This is a genomic window from Hyphomicrobiales bacterium, from assembly GCA_016125495.1.
In the GTDB taxonomy this organism is placed as follows: Bacteria; Pseudomonadota; Alphaproteobacteria; order Rhizobiales; family RI-29; genus RI-29.
Genome location: WGLQ01000007.1, coordinates 363,085 through 379,196 on the forward strand (window position 1 = coordinate 363,085; position 16,112 = coordinate 379,196).

16 protein-coding genes are annotated in these 16,112 nt (G+C 67.4%); 9 read left to right on the forward strand and 7 right to left on the reverse strand.

The window, feature by feature from the left end:
* Positions 1-6: 6 nt before the first annotated feature.
* From GC150_07115 to GC150_07135, 5 genes are all read left to right on the forward strand, one after another.
* The gene (locus GC150_07115; GenBank protein ID MBI1384664.1) at positions 7-1,353 is read left to right on the forward strand and encodes an aspartate aminotransferase family protein; all 1,347 of its coding nucleotides are present in this window, start codon (positions 7-9) and stop codon (positions 1,351-1,353) included.
* A 6-nt stretch (positions 1,354-1,359) separates the two neighbouring features.
* Positions 1,360-2,193 carry a hypothetical protein gene (locus tag GC150_07120; GenBank protein ID MBI1384665.1) on the forward strand — a complete coding sequence of 278 codons (834 nt, stop codon included), beginning with the start codon at positions 1,360-1,362 and terminating at the stop codon, positions 2,191-2,193.
* Between the two features lie 176 nt (positions 2,194-2,369).
* Positions 2,370-3,389: a putative 2-aminoethylphosphonate ABC transporter substrate-binding protein gene (locus GC150_07125; protein MBI1384666.1), complete on the forward strand. Its 1,020-nt coding sequence runs from the start codon at positions 2,370-2,372 to the stop codon at positions 3,387-3,389.
* 52 nt (positions 3,390-3,441) lie between these two features.
* Entirely contained in the window at positions 3,442-4,563 is a 1,122-nt protein-coding gene (locus GC150_07130; GenBank protein ID MBI1384667.1) for a putative 2-aminoethylphosphonate ABC transporter ATP-binding protein, read from the forward strand.
* Positions 4,560-6,566, forward strand: a complete 2,007-nt coding sequence (locus GC150_07135; protein MBI1384668.1) for a putative 2-aminoethylphosphonate ABC transporter permease subunit — start codon at positions 4,560-4,562, stop codon at positions 6,564-6,566. Before GC150_07130 ends, GC150_07135 begins: the two co-directional genes overlap by 4 nt.
* Positions 6,567-6,618: 52 nt before the next feature.
* On the opposite strand, the gene GC150_07140 is transcribed toward GC150_07135, so the two are convergent.
* Positions 6,619-7,464: a hypothetical protein gene (locus GC150_07140; GenBank protein MBI1384669.1), complete on the reverse strand. Its 846-nt coding sequence runs from the start codon at positions 7,462-7,464 to the stop codon at positions 6,619-6,621.
* A gap of 507 nt (positions 7,465-7,971) precedes the next feature.
* Complete coding sequence (locus tag GC150_07145; protein ID MBI1384670.1) at positions 7,972-8,877, reverse strand: LysR family transcriptional regulator; 906 nt, start codon at positions 8,875-8,877, stop codon at positions 7,972-7,974.
* Between the two features lie 141 nt (positions 8,878-9,018).
* Here GC150_07145 and GC150_07150 point away from each other — a divergent pair, with 141 nt between their 5' ends.
* Complete coding sequence (locus tag GC150_07150) at positions 9,019-9,498, forward strand: DoxX family membrane protein (GenBank protein MBI1384671.1); 480 nt, start codon at positions 9,019-9,021, stop codon at positions 9,496-9,498.
* 127 nt (positions 9,499-9,625) lie between these two features.
* On the forward strand, positions 9,626-10,417 hold the full coding sequence (locus GC150_07155; protein MBI1384672.1) for a dioxygenase: 792 nt from the start codon (positions 9,626-9,628) through the stop codon (positions 10,415-10,417).
* A 44-nt stretch (positions 10,418-10,461) separates the two neighbouring features.
* Here GC150_07155 and GC150_07160 read toward each other — a convergent pair whose 3' ends face one another.
* From GC150_07160 to GC150_07180, 5 genes are all read right to left on the reverse strand, one after another.
* Positions 10,462-10,731 carry a hypothetical protein gene (locus GC150_07160; GenBank protein ID MBI1384673.1) on the reverse strand — a complete coding sequence of 90 codons (270 nt, stop codon included), beginning with the start codon at positions 10,729-10,731 and terminating at the stop codon, positions 10,462-10,464.
* Between the two features lie 200 nt (positions 10,732-10,931).
* Positions 10,932-12,224: a CCA tRNA nucleotidyltransferase gene (locus GC150_07165; protein MBI1384674.1), complete on the reverse strand. Its 1,293-nt coding sequence runs from the start codon at positions 12,222-12,224 to the stop codon at positions 10,932-10,934.
* Between the two features lie 9 nt (positions 12,225-12,233).
* Positions 12,234-12,506 carry a hypothetical protein gene (locus GC150_07170; GenBank protein MBI1384675.1) on the reverse strand — a complete coding sequence of 91 codons (273 nt, stop codon included), beginning with the start codon at positions 12,504-12,506 and terminating at the stop codon, positions 12,234-12,236.
* Positions 12,506-13,228, reverse strand: coding sequence for a CoA pyrophosphatase (locus GC150_07175; protein MBI1384676.1), 723 nt, complete (start codon positions 13,226-13,228; stop codon positions 12,506-12,508). Before GC150_07175 ends, GC150_07170 begins: the two co-directional genes overlap by 1 nt.
* A 20-nt stretch (positions 13,229-13,248) precedes the next feature.
* Complete coding sequence (locus GC150_07180; protein ID MBI1384677.1) at positions 13,249-13,908, reverse strand: DUF1285 domain-containing protein; 660 nt, start codon at positions 13,906-13,908, stop codon at positions 13,249-13,251.
* A gap of 205 nt (positions 13,909-14,113) precedes the next feature.
* On the opposite strand from GC150_07180, the gene GC150_07185 reads away from it, so the two are divergent.
* Positions 14,114-15,112 (forward strand): AAA domain-containing protein, encoded by a 999-nt coding sequence (locus GC150_07185; GenBank protein ID MBI1384678.1) that lies wholly within the window; start codon positions 14,114-14,116, stop codon positions 15,110-15,112.
* A gap of 7 nt (positions 15,113-15,119) precedes the next feature.
* Positions 15,120-16,112 (forward strand): DUF58 domain-containing protein, encoded by a 993-nt coding sequence (locus GC150_07190; protein MBI1384679.1) that lies wholly within the window; start codon positions 15,120-15,122, stop codon positions 16,110-16,112.

Consider the following 16,112-nt stretch of genomic DNA (forward strand, 5'->3'; position numbering starts at 1 on the left):
CGGGGCATGACGCTTCAGCATACCGAAGGCGAGTCCAACCGCTCGGAGGCCCGCGCGCGCTGGCAGGCGGGCCAGGATCACGCCGCGAGCCGCGAACTCCTCGAGCGCGATGCCGCCGCCTTCCTGCACCAGAGCCTTTCCAGTCCCTGCGTGCTGACCATCGCCAAGGCCGAAGGCATCTGGATCGAGGATCTGGCCGGCCGTCGCTACATGGATTTCCACGGCAATTCGGTCCACCACATCGGCTATCGCCATCCCCGCCTCGTCGCCGCGCTGAAGGCGCAACTGGACGACCTGACGTTCTCCCCGCGTCGCTTCGCCAATGAGGTCGCGCTGGAACTCGCCGAGCGGCTCGGCGCGATGGCTCCGGGCGATCTCGGCAAGGTGCTGTTCACGACAGGCGGATCGGACGCCAACGAGGTCGCGCTGAAGATCGCGCGGGCGGCCACCGGACGCTTCAAGACCCTGAGCTTCTGGGACGCCTTCCATGGCGCGGGATTCGGTGCCTCGGCGGTCGGAGGTGAAGCGACGTTTCGAAGCCATGTGGCGGGTCCGCTGCTTCCGGGCGCCGAGCACGTGGCGCCGTTCCACTGCTATCACTGCGCCTACGGCCATTCGGGACCGCAGACCTGCGCCCTCGCCTGCGCCCGCATGGTCGATTACGTGCTCGCGCGCGAAGGCGACGTCGCGGCCGTCATCGCCGAGCCGATGCGCGCCGTCCCGGTCGTACCGCCGGCGGGTTTCTGGGCGGCGGTGCGAGCCGCCTGCGACCGTCACGGGACCTTGCTCATCTTCGACGAGATCCCGACGGGCCTCGGCAAGACCGGGCGTGACTTCGCCTTCCAGCACGACGGCGTGGTCCCCGATATCGTCACGCTCGGCAAAGCGCTCGGGGGCGCGATGCTGCCCATCGCGGCAGTGGTCGCGCGGCGCGACCTCGACGTCTGCGGCAACTTCGCCATCGGCCACTACACCCACGAAAAAAATCCCCTGACCGCCCGCGCCGCGCTGACGACGCTCGACATCCTCGAGAGCGAGGGGCTGGCGGAGCGGGCACGCGAGTTGGGCGACGGGGCGATGGCGCGCCTGCGGGACCGGCTCGCCGGATCGCCCCATGTCGGCGACGTCCGCGGCCGCGGTCTGATGTTTGGCGTCGAGATCGTCACCGACCGCGACAGCCGCTCGCCCGATCCGGCACGCGCCGAGGCCATCTACTACCGCTGCCTTTCGCAAGGGCTGAGCTTCAAGATCAGCGCCGGCTCGGTGCTCACCCTCTCGCCACCGCTGGTGATCGAGCGCGCCGATCTGGACCGAGCCCTCGACATCGTGGAAGGGGCGATCCTTGCCGCGTGAAGCCCGATGAGCAGTTTCGCGCTGGCGCTGGTGCTGTTCGCGGCCGTCATGCACGCGAGCTGGAACGCGATGGTCCGGGGTGGCGGTGACCGGGGGCTGGTTCTTGCCGGCATCGCGGCCACCCATGCCCTGGCGGGGCTCGCGATCATCGCGGTCGTGCCGGCCCCGCGCGTCGAGAGCTGGCCCTATCTCATAACCTCGGCGCTGGTCCACTATGTCTACTATTGGCTGTTGTTTCGGGCTTACCGCGAAGGCGACCTCTCCCAGGTCTATCCGATCTCCCGGGGGCTCTCTCCGGCCCTGGTCACCCTCGGGGCGATGGCGCTGATCGGCGAAACACTTCCACCCCTTGGGCTGGCGGGAGTGGCTTTGATTTCCTCCGGCATCGGTTTGCTGGCCTTCTCCAGCCGCCGCAAGGGGCGGGCCCCGATGTGGTTCGCCGTGGCCCTTGGCCTCACGATCGCGCTCTATTCCGTTGCCGACGGCATTGGCATCCGCTCGAGCGGAAGCGTGCTCGGCTACATCGGTTGGTTGTACCTTGCCGAGGCCGTCGTGCCGGCCGTCGTGGTCGGGCGACGTTGGGCAACGCGCGTGACCATGGCACCGAGGGTCCTGGCGATCAGCATCGCGGGCGGTGTCCTCTCCTTCACGGCCTACGGGATCGTCCTCTATGCAAAGACGATCGCCCCGATCGGAGCGGTTTCGGCAGTGCGCGAGTCGAGTGTCATCATCGCCGCGCTGATCGGTGTTTTCGTTTTCGGGGAGCGCCCGGCGGGTATGCGCCTCCTGGCCGCGGTGGTGGTTGCCGCGGGCGTCGTTGCGCTCGCCTCGTCGAGCTGACGCACCGTCCGGGTGCGGCGGCGATCACCGATGGGGCTTTACATATGTGACAGAGGTTCTCACAGTCAGCATTGATGTTGCATCGCATCGCCCGGACACCGGTCGCGACCGGTGGACCGTCCGTCGAGAACGGTAAGATGCCACTTTCAGTCTGAGGAAACGACAGGGAAACGCCGATGATCAGGATGATAAAGGGAGCAGTTGCCGGCCTCGCCGCGCTGCTGCTGGCAACGAGCGCCTGGGCACAAACCGAGCTGACCGTCTACACCGCGATCGAAGCCGACGACCTCGAGAAGTACGCCGCGCGCTTCAATGCGGACCACCCGGAGATCAAGATCAACTGGGTGCGGGATTCGACCGGCATCGTGACGGCGAAACTGCTGGCGGAAAAGAACAATCCGGTTGCGGATGTGGTCTGGGGGCTGGCCGCGACCTCGCTCCTCGTGCTCAAGACCGAGGGCATGCTGGAGCCCTACGCGCCCAAGGGCCTGGAGCGGCTCGATCCCAAGTTCCGCGACGCCGACAATCCCCCGGCCTGGGTCGGCATGGACGCCTGGGCGGCGGCCATCTGCTTCAACACCGTCGAGGCGGCCAAGCATGGCCTCACCGCGCCGACCAGCTGGCAGGATCTCACCAACCCGCAATACCGCGGGCACATCGTGATGCCGAACCCGGCTTCGTCGGGAACCGGCTTCCTCGACGTCTCGAGCTGGCTGCAGATGTTCGGTGAAGAGAAGGGCTGGGCGTACATGGACGCCCTCCACGAGAACATCAAGGAGTACCAGCATTCCGGCTCCAAGCCCTGCCGCTCGGCGGGCGCCGGTGAGGCGGTGATCGGCATCTCCTTCGAGTTCCGCGCCGCCCGTACGAAGCGCGACGGGGCCCCGATCGAGATCATCGTGCCGTCGGAAGGCGTCGGATGGGACATGGAGGCGAGCGCGATCATCGCCGGAACGTCCAAGCTGGAAGCTGCCCAGAAGCTCCTCGACTGGTCCGTCGGCGACACGGCGATGAACATGTACAACGAAGGCTACGCCCTCGTTGCCGTGCCCTCGATCTCGCGTCCGATCGAGCATCTGCCGGAGAATTTCGCCTCGATGCTCATACAGAACGACTTCGAGTGGGCCGCCAACAACCGCGCCGCGATCCTCGCGGAGTGGGCCAAGCGCTACGACAGCAAGTCTGCACCGAAGTGATCGAACGCGCGGGCGGGAGTTGCTCCCGCCCGCGATTTCCTTCTCCCCGCATATGAAGGCGCCCATGACCGACGGTCGATCCGCATCCGGTACACCCGCCGCTGCGCCCTATCTCCAGATCCATGGGTTGTGGAAGGCGTTCGGCCAATTCGTCGCCCTTCGCGACATCGATCTCGACATCGCCCCCGGCGAGTTCGTCTGCTTCCTCGGTCCGTCCGGGTGCGGCAAGACGACGCTTCTTCGCGCCATCGCAGGCCTCGACCCGCAGAGCCGGGGCACCATCATGCAGGGCGGCATCGACGTTTCGACCCTGCCGGCCTCGCGGCGTGACTACGGCATCGTCTTCCAGTCCTATGCGCTCTTTCCGAACCTGACCGTGGAGCGCAACATCGCCTTCGGCCTCGAGAACACGGGCCGTCCGCGCGCGGAGATAAAGGCCCGGGTCGCCGAATTGCTCGCCCTGGTCGGCCTCCCCGAACAGGGACCGAAATACCCGGCCCAGCTTTCCGGCGGTCAACAGCAGCGCATCGCCCTCGCCCGTGCCATCGCCATAAACCCGGGCCTGCTTCTGCTCGACGAGCCCCTTTCCGCGCTCGACGCCAAGGTCCGCGTCCATCTCCGCCACGAGATCAAGGAACTCCAGCGCAAGCTCGGCGTCACCACCGTGATGGTGACCCACGATCAGGAGGAGGCCCTCTCGATGGCCGACCGCATCGTGGTCATGAACCACGGCGTGATCGAACAAGTCGGCACGCCGACCGAGGTCTATCGCCATCCCGCAAGCCTCTTCGTTGCCGACTTCATCGGCGAAACCAACAAGTTCGCGGCCGGGGTCGCGGACGGACGGGTCAGTCTCGACTCCCTGCACCTCGCAGCCCGCACCGAAGGCCATGCCCCGGGCGCACGGGTGACAGTGGCCATCCGTCCGGAGGATATCCTGCCGATGGCGGCCGATGCTCCGCGCGGCGCGAACCGGCTCGAATGCATGGTCGAGGACATGGAATTCCTGGGCTCCTACTGGCGCTGCCACCTCGTGACGGGCGATGGCACGCGGATGATCGCCAACTTCTCCATGAACGCGACGCGTCGCATGCGCATCGAGACCGGCCATCCCCTGACGGTGGAAATCCCTGTCGAGCGCGTGCTCGTCTTTGCCGACGGAGCCGGGAGATGAGCGCCAGTACGACGCTCCCGGCCGGCCGCGACACGCAATTGCGGATCGACCGCGACGGCTGGGTCAAGCGCTTCTTCGTGGTTGTGATCGGGCTCTATCTCGTCGGCGCGCTCGCGTTGCCGCTCTATGCGATGCTCTCGAAGTCGTTCGTCACCTACGGCTTCGACCTCTCGCGCTACGAGGTGATGCGATCGGATGACAGCGGCAACTGGGGACCGGCGCGAGGCCTCGACGACCTCAACGCGGAACTGGGCCGCTTCACGCCGGAGCGTCTGGCGAGCAACGTCAACGGACGCCTGGCCCCGACGGAATTTTTTCCCGACTTCAGCTTTCGCAGCAAGCAGCGCTGGCGGATCAGGGGAACCGTGCCGGATGCCCCTTATCTCGTCGGCCTGCAACTGGTCAACTCGATGGAATGGCGCGAGTTCGACAGCAATACCTTCCGGCGCCTGAACCTGCGCCCCATCGCCAGGACGGGGCTCGACAATTACGTCGCCTATTTCACGAACCCGGCACTCTTCGGCTCCATCGGCAACTCGGTCCAGATTGCCGTCGTCAGCACCATCATCACGCTCTTGATGGCCTTCGGCTTCGCCTACGCGATCAATCGCACGTGCGTTCCCTTCAAGGGCGCGTTCAAGCTGATCGCCATGATGCCGATCCTGGTGCCCTCGCTGCTGCCCGGCATCGCGCTCGTCTACATGTTCGGCACTCAGGGCTACCTGACCCCGCTGCTCATGGGCAATTCGATCTATGGCCCGATTGGCATCGTGATCGGCTCGGTGTTTTTCACCTTTCCGCATGCCTACATCATCATCTCGACCGCCCTTTCGATTGCCGATCAGCGCCAGTACGAAGCGGCCGAGTCGCTACGCGCCTCCTCCTGGCGCACCTTCTGGACCGTCACCATCCCCGGTGCGCGCTATGGCCTCATCTCGGCGGGCTTCGTCACCTTCACGCTCGTGATCACCGACTTCGGTCTGCCCAAGGTGATCGGCGGGCAGTACAATGTGCTCGCGGTCGACATCTACAAGCAGGTCATCGGTCAGCAGAATTTCGAGATGGGGGCGGTCGTCTCCCTTATTCTCCTCATTCCGGCCGTGCTCGCATTCGCCGTTGATCGCATCGTGACGCGGCGCCAGGTCTCGCTCCTGTCGGCGCGCTCGGTGCCCTTCCAGCCCCGCCCTGATCCCGGCAAGGATGGCTTGTGGCTCGTCTGGTGCCTGCTGGTCGCGCTCTTCATCGTGGGCATCATCGCCACGTGCCAGGCTGCGGCCTTGATCCGCTTCTGGCCCTACGATCTCAGCATGACGCTCGCCAACTACGACTTCAACAAGATGGATGGGGGCGGCTGGGCGGCCTACTGGAACTCGCTGCGCATGGCGCTCTACACCGCCGTCATCGGCACGGTGATCGTCTTCACCGGCGCCTATATGGTGGAAAAGATCGATGGCTTCCGAACCGGCCGCAATCTGTTCCAGTTCCTCGCCATGCTGCCGATGGCCATTCCCGGAATGGTTCTCGGCCTCGCCTACATTTTCTTCTTCAACGACCCGGCCAACCCCGCCCATTTCCTCTACGGCACGATGGCCATCCTCGTCATATCGACGGTTACCCACTTCTACACGGTGGGTCATCTGACCGCGATGACGGCCCTAAAGCAGATCGACGCCGAGTTCGAGCCGGTCGCATCGTCCTTGCGCCAGCCGTTCTGGCGGCTCTTCGGCCGTGTGACCGTTCCGGTCTGCCTGCCCTCGATCCTCGACATCTCGATCTATATGTTCGTCAATGCCATGACGACGGTGTCAGCCGTTGTTTTCCTCTATTCCACCAAGACGGCGCTGGCCTCGGTCGCGGTCCTCAACATGGACGATGCCGGCACCATCGCGCCGGCGGCCGCCATGGGCATGATGATTTTCTATACGAACGCCGCCGCCCGCATCCTGCACGCGTTGGCCTCCCGGCGCATCTTGAAGCGCACGCAGGCCTGGCGGACCCGCTGATCCCGCCGAATGCGCAAGGCCGCAGATCGGGTCCGGTGAATGTCGAGATCGCCTAGCGCGAGATCAGCACGGGATGCTGCATGTTGCGCAGGACGAATTCGGTGACGCAGCCGAACCGCAGCGTGCCGAACTTGGCGCGCCCATAGGCCCCCATCACCAGATAGGACGGATGCACGACGTTGCAGTGATCGAGGATCGCATGCCCGACGCGATCCGTCGGCGCCTCGACATTGACCACCCGCGACTGCACTCCGTGCCGGCTCAAATGCACGACGAGATCACGCTCCGGCATCGGGTCGTAAAGGTCGCGCGTGTGGCCGGTCTCGATCGTGACGACATCGACCCTTTGGCCCGGCTGCACGAGCTGTAGTGCATCGCCCAGCGCCCGGGCCGCCGCGCGGCTGCCATCCCAGGCAACCACGACCACACCGCCGGTACGCATCTCGCCGGCCCCCGCACCTTCCGGCACGACCAGGAGCGGGCGGCCGGCACGCTGCACCAGGTCCTCCGGCTCGAGCGCGCCAGGCTCACGCGCCATCGCTCTGACGAACTTGCCCACCACCATGAGATCGTGAAAGCGCCCGATCCGCGCCAGCGTCGGTCCCGGCTCGCCGCGCTCGACGATCCACTCCACCTGCCGCCTGCAGCCACGTTCGGCCAGCCGCGCGCGGAACACTGCCCCGACTGCCTCTGCCGCCTCGCGCTGCGCCCGCTCCATGCCCTCGACGATGTCGGCGCGGATCCACTGGCGGACCATGGCGTCGTTCGGTGTCGGGGGGAAAACGAAGGCGCCGCTGAGGGCCGCGTCGTGGCGTGCCGCGAGTTCGAGCGCCACATCCAGTGCGCCGAGCGCACCGGGCGTTCCATCGAATGCGACCAGAAGGTCCTTGAGCGCCATGTCGATCCCCTTCCCGCGCCGCTGGCAATACACGCCGTCTACCCGGCGGCGCACGCGCGCACCATGTGGAAATAGTGCCTTTTCCAGCCGACTTCACAAGGGGGTATCGACGCGCGGGGCGTCATGGAAAACCCAAAGGCCCGGTCGCCCGAGGGGGAGGGGCGACCGGGCCGAGGTTGGTGCGGATTGCAGGGCTAGCGAGGAGATCGGGTTCTCTGCATCACCAACCGGCTGCGGGCGGACCCGGCCCCCGGTCAGGGGGGGGGGAGGGCACGAGGGACAGGCCCGGCTCGCAGCTGAGTGCCGTTCCCAAGGGGGGGCGGAAAGCGGCACTCTCGCCGCCTCGAGGATACCGACCCCCCGGGGGGAGGGGCTCGTCCTCTGAACGAGGCGACAGACCTCATGTAGGTTGCGAGAGCGCCTTGGCAAGTGGCCGAACCATGATCGCCAGATCGAAAACTCTATGTTTCATGTTGACGATTTCGACAGACTTCGTGAGCCCGAGCCTCAGGCCCGATAGCGATCCGCGAACCAATCGACGGCAAAGTTGATGAACGCCCGGGCGCGAACGGCGAGATGGCGCGCGTGTGCGAAGACAAGCGCGAGTTCGAAGCTCGAACCATGCTCGAGTTCGCCGCCGAGCCGGACGAGGCGGCCGCTCGCCAGATCGTCCGCGACGACGAACTCCGGCACCTGCGCGATGCCGAGGTCCTCGAGCAGCAGCCGGCGCACGGCGAGGGCGCCATTGACGCGAACGACCGGGTTGACCGCATGCGCGCGCGTGGCACCGCCGGTTGCATCGCAGAACCGCCAGACGCCAGGGTTGCGCACATTCGAATCGCCGATGCAGACATGCCTCGCGAGATCGCCCGTCCCTCTTGGCCAACCGGCGCGCTCGAGATAGCCGGGAGAGGCGACCGTCACGATCCGGACCTCGCCAAGCCGTCGACGCACCAGGGCCGAATCCTCTGGCGCCGCGATGCGGATCGCCACATCGACACCTTCGCCGACCAGGTCGACGAAACGGTCGGTGAGATCGAGCGACAGCATGACCGCCGGATGAGCGCGATGGAACGCGGCAACGAGGCCCAGCACCTCGTGCTCACCGAACGTCACCGTCGCCGAGATCTTGAGGCTGCCGCCGAGCGAGCGATGATCCTGCAGAACGCTCTCCTCGAGCGCGGCCAGTTCTCCGAGCAACGCTCCGGCCCGCTCCAGAAGGTGCCTGCCGGTGTCCGTCACGCTGACGCGGCGGGTCGAGCGCTGGAGCAGGCGCACACCGAGCCGCGCCTCGAGCTGGCTCACCTGCTTGCTCACGGTCGCCTTGGAGCGCCCGAGCCGCACGGCCGCCGCCGTGAAGCTTTCCGTCTCGGCCACGGCCACGAACGCACGTACGGCTTCGATGCGATCCATATTGGTTCATTCCTCGAAACAATGGGTTTCAACGAATGCCGATTGTCAGCTGATCCTTCAACTCCGAAATGATCGCGAGCGGCGCCGAAACCGCGAACGTCGCACCGGCCGCCGATCCACCGATCCAAGGGAGAACCCGCAATGCCCACGCGACACACCACGAGCCACATCCAGCCGAACGCGCCCGAATTCGGCGCACTCGTCCTGCGCGTCGGGCTCGGCGCCCTCTTTCTCGCCCATGCCTGGTTGAAGATCGCGGTCTTCACGATTCCGGGCACGGTGCAATTCTTCGCCAGCCTCGGACTGCCCGCGATCGCGGCCTACGGAACCATATTGATCGAACTGGTCGGCGGCGTGCTCTTGATCCTCGGCGTCGCAAGCCGGCTGGTTTCGCTCGCCATGTTGCCAGTGCTGGCCGGCTCGATCCTCTTCGTCCACGGCGACAAGGGCTGGCTGTTCTCCAACGAGGGCGGCGGCTGGGAATTCCCGGCGTTCCTGATAGTGGCGAGTCTTGCCCAGGTCTTCCTCGGCAACGGCGCATTGAGCCTCGGCACGCTGCTCGGCGAGCGCATGGCTCCGGCGGGCGCGAGCGGCCGGCTGGCTCGCGCGGTCGTCTCCTGATAGCCAGGAACGAAGCGCCCCGGGCCCTGGTCCGGGGCGCCGGCCGCACGGCGGAGGCGAGGCACCGCCGCCGATCCTGGAGCGCGCCACGGACCTCGCGCCGTTGCACCATCGAACGAGGTAACACATGCCCCTCTCCCCGCTGGTTTTCGTCTCGCATGGCTCGCCCGAGCTGGCCCTGCGCGCAACGCCGGCCCACGGCCATTTGCGGACGCTCGGCCGCAAGCTCACGCCGGCTCGCGCCATCCTCGTCGTCTCGGCCCACTGGACGACGCACACCCCGATGGTCGCGTGCGACGCCGCGCCGCGAACGGTTTATGATTTCGGTGGCTTCGATCCGCGTCTACGGCAGATCCGCTACGACGCGCCCGCCGCGCTCGACGTCGCCGACACCGCACTCGCGCTTCTGCGGGCCGCCGGTCTCGACGCCGGAACCGCCGATCACGTCGGCTACGACCACGGCGTCTGGGTGCCGCTCAGCCTCATGGCCCCCGATGCCAGCCTTCCGGTCGCGCAGGTCTCTGTCCAGCCCGATCGCGATCCGACCCATCACCATGAGGTCGGTCGCGCCCTCGCAAAGTTGCGAGAGGACGGCGTCGCCATTCTCGCCTCCGGCGCGCTCACTCACAACCTCATGGCGTTCCGTGGACAGCCCGTGGACGCGCCCGTACCGGGGTGGGTTTCGACCTTCAACGACTGGCTCGCCGAGGCCGTCGCCGAGGATCGCCTTGAGGACCTCCTCGACTATCGCCGGCGCGCGCCACACGGCGCCGACAACCATCCGACCGACGAGCACCTGCTGCCGTTCTTCGTCGCGCTCGGCGCCCGCGCACCCGGCGAGACGTTCGCCCGCACGCACGCGAGTTACGAACACGGCATCCTGGCCATGGACGTCTATGCGAGCGCCATGGCTGCCTGAGGCAGGCCCCGGAACCCGGCTCACCGCGCGAGCAGGTCAGCCGATCAATTGAGCCGGAACGAACCGTCGATGACGCGCAATTCCGCCGGACGGATGAGTTGGCTGTGCGCTACACGGACACCGAACAGCGGACCGTCGAGCTTTTCCATCCAGAACTCGAGGAAGCGCGTCAGGCGCGGAAAGCTCGGATGGATGTCGTACTCCTGCCAGATGTAGGACTGCAGGAGCGATGGATGATCGGGCAGCCGGTAGAGGATCTCCGCGGTCGTCAGGCTGTAGCCTCTGAGCTGCTCGAGCAAGCTTCTGTCGGCCATGTCATCTCCTTTCCAGGCACGGTTGACAACGACACGAATGGAGATGATAGACGTGTTCGCGGAACAGAAAAGTGGCATTTTTGTTACGAAACAAGGCGTTAGCAGCCACGAGCTAAGGCTGCTGCCAACCGGGAGGCGACCCGCGCCGGCCGGCGCGAACTGACGGGTCCACCGCGCCCACATGACCCGTCAGGCCTGCTTCAGGAGCGACCCGCGATCGCGGCGGCCGCCCGCTCGAGCAGTTCTCCCCTCTCGGGTGCGAAATCCTCCCTCACCCAGTCCGCTTGGATGCGCGCGAGAAGCGCGCCGACCGCCGGGCCGGGCGCAAGGCCCAGTTCCAGCAGATCGCGACCGGCAACGGGAAACCGTGGCACTTGCCAGGTCTCGGCGAATCGCGTCGCGGCTTTTCCATCCTCGAGCCCGAGCGTCCCGCCAGCCACGGCCAGCACGAGACGGTCGACGACGGCCGTCGCACCATGCGCATAGAGGAGCCGGCGCAATTCGCCATGACCCTGCCGCGGTTCCGGCATCGGCACACTCGCCATCGCCGCGAGACGTTCACCTTCGACCCGCGAGAGCCTGAGGCGCTCGGCGATCCGCGCGGCGTCACCCCGGGAATGGAGGAACAGCCCGGCGAGCCGTCGCAGCGCATCGGGCGCCAGGCCCATCGCCACCTCGACCTCCGCCACGCGACGCGCAAGCCCCCCGCGCGGCACGAACCCCAGCGCCTCCACCAGCGTACCGCAATCGCGCATCGCCTCGAGCGCGACGCCCACCCGCTTCGCCAGCAGGATGCGCAGGAGTTCAGTGCGCACACGTTCGCCGGAGAGGCGCCGCAGCCCCGCCCGCCCGCGCACCGCCGCCAGCAATCCCTCGCGGTCGAACTCACCCTCGGCATACTCGGCGGAAAACCGGAAGAACCTCAGGATGCGAAGGTAATCCTCCGCGATCCGCCGGTCCGCCTCCCCGATGAACCGCACGCGCCGCGCGGCGACATCCGCCAATCCCCCGAGCGGATCGAAAAGTCTGCCCTCCCGGTCGCAGTAGAGAGCGTTGATCGTGAAGTCGCGCCGCCCGGCGTCCGCCACCCAGTCGCTCCCGAAGGCGACCTCCGCCCGGCGGCCATGGGTGGTGACGTCCCGCCGAAGCGTCGTCACTTCGATCGCCACGTGCTCGACGACGAGCGTCACGGTACCATGCTCGATGCCGGTCGGGATGGACTTCACCCCCGCCCTGCCCGCAAGTTCCACGACCTGATCGGGAACGGCCTCCGTCGCGACGTCCACATCGCCGACCGGCCGGCCGACGAGTGTGTTTCGAACCGCGCCGCCGACCACGCGCGACCTTGCCCCGCCCCCTTCGAGCACGCCGAGAACCGTCTGCACCGGTCGTGAAGAGAGCCAATCCGTTGCCGCGAGCAGCCGCGAGGCGGCGGCCTCCGCGTCCGTCGGTCCATCCCCCTTGGCAGGGCCGCGCACCTTCTCGTCCTCCATGCCCGGGCCTCAATCCTCCCGCGGGCGGATTTCACCAGGCCGCAGCGTCCCGTTCTCGAACGATGGCGGAGTGTATTTCCCGCCCGGCGGCGCGGAATCGAAGGAGATGAAATAGGCGACCATCGCGAGCACCAGGAGAACGCCGGCAATGGCGAGAGAGATGAGCGGGGCATCGGTCAGCAGCCCGCCCTTGCGCGCCCGCCGGTTCGTCAACCAGGCGTAGACGATGAACAGCATCAGCGGAAGAAGCAGCAGGAAGAGATTGATGAGGATGACCCGCATTATACTCCCTCGAGACGCTCGTGCAGATTGCGCAGGATTCCGGCCGTGGCGCCCCAGATGTAGCGCTCGCCATAAGGCATGGCGTAGTAGTTCCGCCGCGCCCCCCGCCATATGGCGCTGTGCATTCGATGGTTGCGGGCATTCATGAGAAACGCAAGCGGAACCTCGAACACGTCGGCCACCTCCCGAGGATGGGGCATGAGCTCGGCCTCGGGATCGACCAGCGCGACGACCGGCTGGATGCGGAACCCGGAGCCGGTCTGATAGCAGTCCAAGTACCCGAGCGGCTCGACCCCTTCACGCGGAAGCGCGATCTCCTCCTCGGCCTCGCGCAGTGCGGCACCGAGCGCATCCTCGCGGCCGAGGTCGATTTTACCGCCCGGGAAAGCGATCTGGCCGGCGTGCGAGGGCAGCGCCTCGCTGCGCACCGTGAGGATAACGTTCAGCCCGCCCGCACGTTCGACGATCGCCACCAGGACCGCCGCCGGCCGCCAGTGGGCCGCCTCCTCGGGCCGGACCGGGCCGTGCGCCCGGGCGTCCTGCCCCACGGCCCGCGGGCCAGCCAGCACGACCGCACCACGGCTGAGCGCGAGCCCTAACTGGTGGTCGCCGCGCTCAGGAATGAGGGCGCCGTCGTAGAGTTCGCGCACTTCACCCGGTGCGAGACGCGCCAGCGCATGGGTCCGCAAGGCCGAGGTGTCGGCGAACCACGCGCGTTCCATGTCGCCGGTCTTCTCGTTCGTCATTCGACCTCCGCCGCGAGCCGCGCCCGCGCGACGACGGCAAAGAACACCCCTGCGCTCGTCAATCCCAGCATGCCGTCCCGCACGTCGCCGGCTTCGATCATGTGCTCGATCAGCTCGTAGGCGACAGGCCGCGTCAAGCGGGCTTCGAGGCCATCGCGCACCGTCACGTACACCGCCAATCCCTCGTCGAGCGGATCGCCCACCAAACGCAGCGGCGAAGCCGCCCCGATCACCACCACCTCGTCGAGATTCGTTCGCACGAGGATATCGCCCCCCTCGCCACCGCCGCGCACCGACATCTCCACCACCATGAACGGCGCATCGGCCACCCTCACCGGCACTTTCTCGGCTGGCGTCACCAGCCAATGGCGGCCCGCCGCATCGCGCATCAGCACACGCGCAAAGAGCCGCACCAGCGCCTCGCGCCGGATCTCGCTCCCTCGATAGCTCCAGCTCGCGTCCCGTTCGATGGCGAGTCCGATGTCTGCTCCCTCGGGCGGCGACCAGGTGTGCAACGGCGGCCGGTCGGCACGGGCCTGCTCCGAGAGCAGCGCCTCGAGCCGGCCGAGCACGGCTCCGCCACCGCCGTTGTCGTGACTGGTGTCGTGCTTGGCGTCGCCCACCTCGATCGCCTCCTGCTCGCTTTCCGGCGCGATCGCCGCGCCGCATCGGGATCAAACCCGCGTGGCCACCGTTTTCGCCGCGTGACGGCGGCCGTCAAGCCTCCTACGATGGCCTCACCGTGCGGTCGCACAGCTGCCACCGGCAGCGCCCCATCCAGGATGGTCGACAACACGTTTGTGACCCAATTTGGCGGGACAAGCTTGGTGTAGCCGGCCCGCACAACATATAGTCCAGGACATGAGCACACTCACCCCCAATACCGAGGACGCAGTCCTTCACATCGAGCGCGCTGGCGAGAGCCTGCGGCGCATCAGAGAGGCCGCTGGCCGCGTCATTTTCGGCCAGGAGCGGGTCATCGACCTCACCCTGATCACGCTGCTGTCCGGTGGCCACGCGCTGCTGATCGGCGTGCCTGGGCTCGCCAAGACCAGCTTGGTCGAGACCCTCGGGACCGTCCTCGGCCTCGACAACAAGCGCATTCAGTTCACGCCGGACCTGATGCCCTCCGACATCATCGGCTCGGAGATCCTCGACGAGAGCGAGGGGGGCGCGCGCCGCTTCCGCTTCGTCAAGGGCCCCATCTTCACGCAGCTCCTGATGGCCGACGAGATCAACAGGGCGAGCCCCAAGACCCAGTCCGCGCTCCTCCAGGCCATGCAGGAGCACCATGTCACCGTCGCCGGCCACCGCTACGACACGCCGGCTCCTTTCCACGTGCTCGCCACCCAGAACCCGCTGGAGCAGGAAGGCACCTACCCGCTTCCCGAGGCCCAGCTCGACCGCTTCCTGATGCAGATCGACGTCGACTACCCGGACGAGATCGCCGAGCGACGCATGCTCGAAGCAACGACGGGTACGGTGCGCTCGAACCTCGAGACGATCTTCTCGGGCGACCAGCTGATGGCCGCCCAGCACCTCGTGCGCCAGATCCCGGTCGGCGAAAAGGTGGTGGACGCGATCCTGCGGCTGGTCCGCTCCGCCCGCCCTGGCGGTGGTGCGGACGAGCGCACGGCCCGGCTCGTCGCCTGGGGCCCCGGCCCCCGCGCCAGCCAGGCCCTGATGCTCGCCGTGCGTGCCAAGGCGTTGCTCGAAGGGCGCCTCTCGCCCTCCGTCGAGGACGTCGCCACGCTGGCCGAGCCGGCCTTGAAGCACCGCATGGCATTGACTTTCGCGGCACGGGCGGAGGGCGCCACCCTCTCGGGGATCATCGCCCGCCTCACCGCCGAGATCGCATGAGGTCGCAGTGAGCGAGACGACCGATCGCAGGCACGGCCCGGGGCCGGGCGATGGAAGCTCGGCCGGCGGGCCGGATCGTGCCCGCTATCTCGGCCTCGAGCGCGATGCCGACGCGCTCGCCGCGCGCCTGCCCGAGTTGCTGGTCGAAGCCAAGCGCGTTTCCCATACGGTTGCCCACGGCATTCACGGCCGGCGCCGCGCCGGGCCGGGCGAGACGTTCTGGCAGTTTCGTCAGCTCCAGCCCGGCGATGGCCGCGAGCAGGTCGACTGGCGGCGCTCCGCCAGCTCCGACCGGCTGTTCGTGCGCGAGCGCGAGTGGGAGGCAGCTCACACCGTCTGGCTCTGGCCCGACCTCTCGCCCTCCATGGTGTTCTGCAGCCACCTCGCCAGGATCACCAAGCGTGACCGCGCGCTGGTCATTACCTTCGCCCTCGCCGAATTGCTCGCCGGTGGCGGCGAGCGCGTCGGCCTCCTCGGCCTTACCGGCGCCCGCCTCTCGCGCAACATCGTCCAGCGTCTGGCCGAGGAGTTGTTGTCCCAAGAGCGGCGCGCCGAGGCGCCCCCGAGCCTGCCTGCCGAGGCCACCGTCGGACCGTTTTCGGACTGCATCCTGCTGAGCGATTTCCTCGAACCTATCGATGCACTCGCCGAGCGGCTCTCTCGCCTTGCGGGTCAGCGGGCCGGTGGCCACCTCGTTCAGATCCTCGATCCTGCCGAGGAAACTCTGCCCTATGCGGGACGCACCGAGTTCCTCGGCCTCGAGAGCGAGGGAAGCGTCCTCGCCGACAAGGTCGAGACCCTGCGCGCCGCCTATGGCGAGCGGATGGCGGCGCACCGCGCCGGCCTCGGCGATCTCGCGCGTGCCCTCGGCTGGACCTTGCTCGTCCACCACACGGATCGCCCGGCGGAAGAGCCACTGCTCGCGCTCTATGCACGGCTTTCCGGCCGCCTCGAGCTTGCCGCTTCGTCGGCTCCGCTGGCGGTGGGAGGCGCGCGATGA

Bases quoted from the DNA above. Each gene is read 5' to 3' on its own strand.
- GC150_07115 (MBI1384664.1), top strand. From the start codon at position 7: ATGACGCTTCAGCATACCGAAGGCGAGTCCAACCGCTCGGAGGCCCGC.
- GC150_07120 (MBI1384665.1), top strand. From the start codon at position 1,360: ATGAGCAGTTTCGCGCTGGCGCTGGTGCTGTTCGCGGCCGTCATGCAC.
- GC150_07125 (MBI1384666.1), top strand. From the start codon at position 2,370: ATGATCAGGATGATAAAGGGAGCAGTTGCCGGCCTCGCCGCGCTGCTG.
- GC150_07130 (MBI1384667.1), top strand. From the start codon at position 3,442: ATGAAGGCGCCCATGACCGACGGTCGATCCGCATCCGGTACACCCGCC.
- GC150_07135 (MBI1384668.1), top strand. From the start codon at position 4,560: ATGAGCGCCAGTACGACGCTCCCGGCCGGCCGCGACACGCAATTGCGG.
- GC150_07140 (MBI1384669.1), bottom strand. From the start codon at position 7,464: ATGGCGCTCAAGGACCTTCTGGTCGCATTCGATGGAACGCCCGGTGCG.
- GC150_07145 (MBI1384670.1), bottom strand. From the start codon at position 8,877: ATGGATCGCATCGAAGCCGTACGTGCGTTCGTGGCCGTGGCCGAGACG.
- GC150_07150 (MBI1384671.1), top strand. From the start codon at position 9,019: ATGCCCACGCGACACACCACGAGCCACATCCAGCCGAACGCGCCCGAA.
- GC150_07155 (MBI1384672.1), top strand. From the start codon at position 9,626: ATGCCCCTCTCCCCGCTGGTTTTCGTCTCGCATGGCTCGCCCGAGCTG.
- GC150_07160 (MBI1384673.1), bottom strand. From the start codon at position 10,731: ATGGCCGACAGAAGCTTGCTCGAGCAGCTCAGAGGCTACAGCCTGACG.
- GC150_07165 (MBI1384674.1), bottom strand. From the start codon at position 12,224: ATGGAGGACGAGAAGGTGCGCGGCCCTGCCAAGGGGGATGGACCGACG.
- GC150_07170 (MBI1384675.1), bottom strand. From the start codon at position 12,506: ATGCGGGTCATCCTCATCAATCTCTTCCTGCTGCTTCTTCCGCTGATG.
- GC150_07175 (MBI1384676.1), bottom strand. From the start codon at position 13,228: ATGGAACGCGCGTGGTTCGCCGACACCTCGGCCTTGCGGACCCATGCG.
- GC150_07185 (MBI1384678.1), top strand. From the start codon at position 14,114: ATGAGCACACTCACCCCCAATACCGAGGACGCAGTCCTTCACATCGAG.